This is a genomic window from Facilibium subflavum, from assembly GCF_003574485.1.
In the GTDB taxonomy this organism is placed as follows: domain Bacteria; phylum Pseudomonadota; class Gammaproteobacteria; order Francisellales; family Francisellaceae; genus Facilibium; species Facilibium subflavum.
The window spans coordinates 1-7,266 of the sequence record NZ_QLIT01000217.1 but is presented as its reverse complement, the minus strand read 5'-3'; the positions used below and the strand labels follow the sequence as shown (position 1 = coordinate 7,266).

Here is a 7,266-nt window from a genome sequence, read left to right as displayed (position 1 = left end):
AAAAATACTCACAACGTCAATCCTTTGTTTAAGATGTGTTTTTTTGCGAAAAGTATCTTATATGCAATAGGTGCGGCGTTGCAATCAAATTCTACAATATGTTCATATTTTTCCTTAACTTAGTGCCATTAGTCACAGGTTGACTTTGATCAGGCTGTTGTGGGCAGTGTTTCAGGTGAAGAATTAAAAGGAAAAAAAAGTCAATGGGATCAGTGGAAGGCTAAGAACGCTAGTGCGACAGATAAAGAAAAAGCAAAACGGTGGCGAGAAATTTTTCCGATGTGGCCGATTATTGATGGTGATAATATCGATGCTCAAGGTGAGAACTATTTTAAGAAATATTCATCACCTATTGACGTAATAAACACCGAGCGATTTACCAATGCAAACACGAAGTTTCCTGTGGTAAGTGATAAAGCGAAACTTCCAGAGTTGACATTTGCCAGATTCTTAGGCGCGCTAGTAAATAACCCAGTGTTTTATGCTGATTGGTCTCAAGGTTCACATGAAAAGCTTGAAATTAGCAATGCAAGTATTTATTCACCCAATTTAGGAACGCTGAATGGCTGTAGTTTTTCAAGTTGTGTCTTTGATGTGATTGATAATAATAGGGACAACACCTTAGATTTATCAGAGGTTAGTAATACTTCGTTTACAAATTGTAAATTTCCTGCGTCTAAAATCTCCAGCAACCTTACTGCATGTAAGCTGCAAGGTGTAAGGTTTTATAATTTAACATTAACAGCTAATCATGACGGTGGGCAACCTGGCGATTGTTCAAACTGGCGCGATGTAGAGATTGGATTTCTCTCTGCAGATAAAGACGTGGATGGTAAAGTGTTGCTTTCTATACTTGATCATGCAAATGTTAAGCAAATCTCTGGTGAGGCGTTTATAAAAATAGCTGAAGCAAAGCTTAAGGCACTATGGAATGAATATAGCGAAAATACTAGTAAATTTAGACAAGCTTTTCGAAAGTGGTTTATTGATAATCTGGGCAAAGTTCCTGAAGAGGGCCTTCAAAGCGTGTTAGATGAAATCAAAGTCTGGAAGCCGAGTGATTGTGATAACATAGATAAATCAAATCCAAAACATCGGTTTTTTTTAAAAATATCTGAGAAAGGTTGGTTCAGCAGGCAAGAGTCAGAAGAAGGGCAAGGTATATTATTTTTATTATCGAGTAAAATACGAGGGTTAGAAAAACGCCCAAGGTTATTAACTTCTGTTATGAGGAGACTTCACCCAAGTTTCGCGGAAACTATTTCTTCTTACCGCCCAGATTATATTTATTTAAAGCCAGAATATTTACAAAGCTTTAATGATGATTCTGCTAAAAGGTTATCTGATTATGTGACAATTCAACTTCAAGATAGAGAGTTATACGAAAGCAGCAAAGATGATGGGTCTATAATTACAATAAGGCGTACAGCTGCTCAGGTGAGTCAACATACTGCAGAAAGGCTTGAGCAGGTTAACTTTAATAAGTTTATAATAGATATACGTAATAATCCTGTTTTATTCCAGGCGCTTAAAACTTTCATTAATGAGATGGATGTGCTAGAGCTTATGGCATTTATGCAGGTCGCAACTAAAGGGTGTGAAGGGAGTTCAGAATTTAACAAGTGCAATAATCAATTAAATTTATTGGGGTTTAAGGTTTTGTCTTTTTTCAACCCAGATACATTAACCAAAGGTCAACTTGGTGAGCTAGAGACAATATTACAACCATATGGTGGTTTTGAGCACAATGAAGTGCGCGGTAATATTCTAAGCAAAATTACATCAATTGATGAAAAGCATTTTGTTATTGGAAAACTGTTACAATTTATCGCCAGAAACGGACTATCTCAAAGTTTCCGGGATTACTGGAGACAAGAAAAAGGGACAGCTGTTGAGGCTGAAGACGGTAAGGGCAGCAATATCAAGCTTACCTTTTTTGCTATTGATGTTGATCAATGGGGAATAGTAAGCACTAATGAGGCAATGTGCTGTAAAGATGATTTAGCCCAAACGCTTATTGCCAGTTTTGAAAATCAGCGAAAATCACAGAGAGTCCCAGATAAACGTGCTGCAAATCCTTCATCTTTTTTAGGTAACCTATTCCAAGATGCTTTTGCAAGTAGCAGCCAGCCTGTGGCAGGTCCGCCATAATAGATAAAACCAAAATAGTAACCCTGGGTCACTGTTTTAAAATACGCATAAAATGTACAATTAATAAACTTTATTGATGGCTTGTGCTAATGTATTAAGCATGAAAAGTAGCATAAAGTATCAAGGAAAAAATAAGTAACATTAACCAACAGCGAGGATTGCATATGTCAAAAATGATTGTTTTAGTCGGCGCATGTAGTGCGGGTAAATCATCAACGGCCAAAGCGTTACAGGATTTATTAGCGGAACCAAATATTCACCTGGGGATTGATACCTTCCATCTGGCAATTCCGCCATCAAAGCTTAATTTATCAAATCCTGATGAAGATTACCTTTATCCACGGCAAAGCTTTGAGGATGGAAAACTGATGACAGAAATCGTACATGGGCCCATCATAAAACAGATCAACCTGGCGCGTTATGAGTCGGTGTGCTGCTTTTTAGATCATGGTATTACCGTGGTATCAGATGAGATTTTCTGGCGCGAGGATGATGTTAAGGTTTTTATTGAAAAATTAAATGGTAAGGAAGTGATTCTTGTGGGCATGTACGTCTCTGAGCTTGAAGGTGAGAAGCGTGCAAATAGAAGAGCAAGTAGTTCGCGAAATTATCAGGATAACTTTCGCCCGGTTGGCATGAGTATGGCATCAAACAGGGTAACACATCGATATATGCAGTATGATATAACGGTTGATACTGACAGTTTAACACCTAAAGAATGTGCACAAAAAATTTATGATGCACTGCATGAAAAGCGGCTGTTTAATGCATTTGAAACACTGTGTGGGCGTTATATAAAAAAGCCGGTAATTGATGCTGAAAGAAAATGTCAGCATCATATGGAAACAGTTGAGATTTAGATGTGCATAATTTGCCACTAAATGGGCAGTTTGGTATTGGAGCATACAACAGTAGTGGTTTTAAATATTATGTGCGTGATCAAAAAAATGGAAGATTCACATGCAAGGGGGTATCATCAGGGACGATGGCTTGCAATCTATATTGGATTATTAATAAATAATGTATGGCGATAATATAACCATAGTTGTTGCATCAATCAAGAAAGGCGTATAAGATGCGATAAAGCACATATATTGAACAGTTTGTTAATTGTTGTTACAACAGTAGGAATTTTTTAAAACAAATTTATGTATGAAAATAACTTGATTACCATCATCGATCAGCACCTGCTAAAGGGGGCGCAAGACACAGATATAGCTTATTTTGCCAAAGACAGACAAGGTAAGGTTATTGCCTGTAATGCTTTGTATTATAAGCTTGCAGGCTTTAGTTGTGAACGTGCGATTATCGGAAAAACAATGCAACAGGTCTCATGGCGACAATTAGCTTCGTTTTATGCTTTTGTTGAAAAAATGGTACTAAACAGCGGAGCAAAATATCTGAACATTGAAAAATTACCCGTTCAGATAGATGGCTCAAATAGTGTTATTTCAGAGAAAAAGCCAATTGTTATTAATGGCCATATCTATGGCTATATGGGGCGTTTCAAGGTAATGAAAAAAGCACCAGAAATAACGATTATACCAGGGCGTTATAATCGGCAGCAGGTTGTTATAAAGCACCTGTATTTTGTTGATATTATTCTTCCGCTTAAACTTTTTCAGATTTTAATTTATGTTACATTTTACCAATTGGATTATAAGTCTGTTGCAAATCTGGTACACTGCTCGGAAAGTACGATTAAAAAGCACATTGGCATGTTATACGATCGTTTTGGCTTGTATGATCAACAGCGAAATTTAAATGAGCTGCAGAAGATATCCAGATTGTTTATAGGCCAACGCGTGGTTGAAATGTGTTTTGATCTGCACTTAGAGGGTCAGTGCCACTTAATATTACCATTTGAGTAGTCTGTTGTGATTTTCTTTATAATAAACAAGGAATCTTCATGATTAAAATACTTGTGAGCAGTTGCCTTTTTGGCTGTAATGTACGCTACCATGGTAAAGCCGCAGAAATTCATCAGGCCTTATTTGCCAAATGGTGTCAGGAAGGTCGGATTGTGCACTTTTGTCCTGAAGTGCAAGCAGGTTTGCCAATTCCAAGAAACCCCAGTGAAATCGTTAAAGGCACTGGCATAGATGTACTTAATGGATATGCACGTGTGTTATCAAAAGATAAAGAAGATAAGAGTGATGCTTTTATAAAGGGGGCTTATTTGACATTGGCATTTGCGCAAAAGCATCAGATTAAGGTTGCACTTTTAAAGAAAAACAGTCCATCGTGCGGTAATACTTCTATTTATGATGGAACACACACAGGAAAACTTATAAATGGCAGTGGTGTGACAGCAGCGCTTTTAATGCGCAATGGAATAAAAGTCTATAACGAAAATGAGCTTCATCAGTTACATGAATATATCATGGTCAATGAAAGCATTTGATGTGGTGTTTGATAAATAACCTCAAGTTACTGTGAAATTATTAACCAGCTGTTATCATGCAAGGCATTCGATAATATCATATTCCAAAATTGACGATGCATAATCAGGCACATTTATATAAAAAGGTTGCCAGTGGGCAATATCAGGCAGGATTAAATTTAATTAAGCATTTACAATTGAGCAAAAATGCTTTGGTGCTTGATATTGGTGCAGGAACTGGGCAGTTAACTTATACTATGGCACAAGAAATCCTGCCACATGGGCAAGTAGTTGCTATTGAGCCTGATCAAGAGAGAATTTCCCTGGCACAACAAAATAGCCCAAAGCATATAAACAATATCCATTGGGTTATAGATGACTTTTTAAGCTTTGCAAAAACCACAGAACTGAGCTTTGATGTTGCTTATTCAAATTATGTTTTTCACTGGATAAAGCAGCAACAATTAGCGGTTGATGCCGTATATCGGCTGCTTAAACCTGGCGCAAAATTTGGTTTTTGCTGTGTGACAGGCATGCCAGAAGTGATTAAAGATATATCCTTTGCAACGAAAAATGGGCATGCGATTGTGAAGTCGTTGAACTTTTCATTTGCTGAAGCCTGGCTTAGTTACTTTAAAAACGCCGGATTTCGCATTTTACAGCATTATGAAGTGCCTGATTATGTTTTTGCTGATTTAGATGAGGTAATGCAATGGTGGCAGGCCACAACGCATGCCCGTTTTCAGGTTATCAATCTGGAGCAAAAGCAGTTAAGTGCACTGCAACAAAAATATTCAGGGAAAATTCATATTTATCAAAAAGAGACATTGTGTTTTATTGCACAAAAATAGCGTTTAGTGATCAGCGATATGTCGTAGGCGTACAAACACATAAGCGATGACTTCAGGTGTTGATTTGATTAGATGATAGAGCTCAAATTTGTTCTGGCATTGAAGACATTCTCTGATATATTCCAGTCTATTTTCAATTGTGCGTCTGGATTTATGAAGTGCTATAGCAATGTCACCGGCGTGTATCGTACCAAAATAAAGTGCTTTAATAATTTTTACATCCGTAACCGATAAACGGTGTATCTCAGGGTAGTTTAAAAAAAACTGCTGCAAGATATCAGGCGATTTTCGTGTAATAATTAAGTCTTTCGTTATATTGCAGGCTTCATATAGGTTGGGTTCAGACCAGAAAAAATTTTCAAACTCAGTGAGTATTTTTTCAGCACGTTGTTGGTTTAGTAGCGAGCTCATATTAATAAATTGTGAGGTTAAAAATCCCAGTAAAGAAATAGATGCATCCATATGGTATTTAATAAATACATGATAAAACCCTGTTGCATTATGTTGCAAATAACGTTCAAACTGAAGTGGTTGATCATTTGCGTGTTGTTTGGTGAGAATATCAGTGTAGCGCGTATTTTTGCCAAAATTCAGCATGTGGGTATATGAATAGGATTTGTCATAAACCTTATCATCAAATGCGTACCATATCTCAGAGATGCCTTTGGATAAAATCGGCAAGTTATAAACGCTGCCATCTATCATTAATCGGCTATACCAGGCTTCAGTTGCACAAAATGCTTCTTTTAACGCTTTATGGTACACGGCAAATGATTGATACCATTGCTTATAGGTGTATTTATAAATATCATCAATAATCGTCATAGGGTTGATATTCTATCGTTGCTATTGCTTATTTTAAGATAAAAGATTCCAAACAACAAACCTGTGGTTAATTTTTTGCGCAAAATACGCGCAAATAGAGTAACAATACTCTATATATACTGCTAGTGGGTATAGTATAAATTTATAAGAAAAAATAGCTTAGTATTTATTGTGCAAAAGGTTAAAATGGAAGAAAAAATGTACCGTTACCATCATAATATGCGATCGTTCATTAAGGATTATATCTATAGCAGCAAAGATGATTTAGCAAGATTTGTTAAAGATTTAAAGGGTAATATTATTGCTTGCAATGAAACTTTATGCAAATGGAGTGGTTTGTCTGCTAAAGAAGTTATAGGGAAAAAAATTCATGAGATTCCGGTTTGGAGGAATAATGTGAAAGAATGCTGTTTTGATGAGCAGATTGTTGTGGATGGTTTTACCAAATACCTTAACTTTAAATATATTCCGCTGATAGATCGGCCACAAGCGCGGATATTGGTTGAAAAATTGCCCATTGTGATTGAAAATCAATTAAGCGGTATTGCGATTAAATCAAAAATAATCGATGTGCCATGCCAGTTTAAAATCATGACAACTTCTGCTCGACAAAAGGTAATTATTATTCAGCATGGTTATTTTTTTGATATTACGTTGCCTATAAAGCTTTTTAAGGTGTTGGCTTATGTTGCCTGGTATAACCTTGATTATAAGTCCATTGCTAACATTTTATATTGCTCACAAAGTGCGGTGAAAAAATATATTGGTCAGTTATATGATCTTTTGAAGCTTTATGAGAATCAGCGTAACCTTAATGAATTACAAAAGGTTGCACAGCTCTTTCTTAGTTTTGATATGGTCAGTGCCTGTTTTGATATTGAGAAAGAAAGCTCTCCACAGTGGGTTGCATAGCCTTGCAATACCAAGCTAAGGCAGGATAATAATATCATGTTTTGCCAGTCGCTTTGGTACATATTGACTGATACCAAGCTCGATTGCCTTGTTGATTATTTCTTCCGTTGAGGCGGTATTAAGCTCCACACTACAGGACACTAA

The 7,266-nt window shown here is 36.6% G+C and carries 7 protein-coding genes; 6 read left to right on the top strand and 1 reads right to left on the bottom strand.

All coding sequences use genetic code 11. The annotated features are described in order from the left end of the window. Window positions 1–159: 159 nt before the first annotated feature. The 5 genes from DNK84_RS11715 (at window position 160) to DNK84_RS11695 (ending at window position 5,385) form a co-directional block, all read left to right on the top strand. On the top strand, window positions 160–2,151 hold the full coding sequence (locus DNK84_RS11715; RefSeq protein WP_119344682.1) for a hypothetical protein: 1,992 nt from the start codon (window positions 160–162) through the stop codon (window positions 2,149–2,151). A 164-nt stretch (window positions 2,152–2,315) separates the two neighbouring features. Beyond that, the gene (locus DNK84_RS11710) at window positions 2,316–3,011 is read left to right on the top strand and encodes a phosphotransferase-like protein (protein ID WP_119344681.1); all 696 of its coding nucleotides are present in this window, start codon (window positions 2,316–2,318) and stop codon (window positions 3,009–3,011) included. A gap of 288 nt (window positions 3,012–3,299) precedes the next feature. After that, window positions 3,300–4,022, top strand: a complete 723-nt coding sequence (locus DNK84_RS11705; protein ID WP_119344680.1) for a transcriptional regulator — start codon at window positions 3,300–3,302, stop codon at window positions 4,020–4,022. 38 nt (window positions 4,023–4,060) lie between these two features. Further along, window positions 4,061–4,555, top strand: coding sequence for a 2-thiouracil desulfurase family protein (locus DNK84_RS11700; RefSeq protein ID WP_119344679.1), 495 nt, complete (start codon window positions 4,061–4,063; stop codon window positions 4,553–4,555). A 95-nt stretch (window positions 4,556–4,650) separates the two neighbouring features. Next, a complete protein-coding gene (locus DNK84_RS11695) occupies window positions 4,651–5,385 on the top strand; it encodes a class I SAM-dependent methyltransferase (protein ID WP_119344678.1) in 735 nt (244 codons plus the stop codon). 3 nt (window positions 5,386–5,388) lie between these two features. On the opposite strand, the gene DNK84_RS11690 is transcribed toward DNK84_RS11695, so the two are convergent. After that, window positions 5,389–6,210, bottom strand: coding sequence for a hypothetical protein (locus DNK84_RS11690; RefSeq protein WP_119344677.1), 822 nt, complete (start codon window positions 6,208–6,210; stop codon window positions 5,389–5,391). 186 nt (window positions 6,211–6,396) lie between these two features. On the opposite strand from DNK84_RS11690, the gene DNK84_RS11685 reads away from it, so the two are divergent. Then, window positions 6,397–7,122, top strand: coding sequence for a PAS domain S-box protein (locus DNK84_RS11685; RefSeq protein ID WP_119344676.1), 726 nt, complete (start codon window positions 6,397–6,399; stop codon window positions 7,120–7,122). Window positions 7,123–7,266: the final 144 nt, after the last annotated feature.

Bases quoted from the DNA above. Each gene is read 5' to 3' on its own strand.
- DNK84_RS11690 (WP_119344677.1), bottom strand. From the start codon at position 6,210: ATGACGATTATTGATGATATTTATAAATACACCTATAAGCAATGGTAT.
- DNK84_RS11705 (WP_119344680.1), top strand. From the start codon at position 3,300: ATGTATGAAAATAACTTGATTACCATCATCGATCAGCACCTGCTAAAG.
- DNK84_RS11710 (WP_119344681.1), top strand. From the start codon at position 2,316: ATGTCAAAAATGATTGTTTTAGTCGGCGCATGTAGTGCGGGTAAATCA.
- DNK84_RS11700 (WP_119344679.1), top strand. From the start codon at position 4,061: ATGATTAAAATACTTGTGAGCAGTTGCCTTTTTGGCTGTAATGTACGC.
- DNK84_RS11685 (WP_119344676.1), top strand. From the start codon at position 6,397: ATGGAAGAAAAAATGTACCGTTACCATCATAATATGCGATCGTTCATT.
- DNK84_RS11695 (WP_119344678.1), top strand. From the start codon at position 4,651: ATGCATAATCAGGCACATTTATATAAAAAGGTTGCCAGTGGGCAATAT.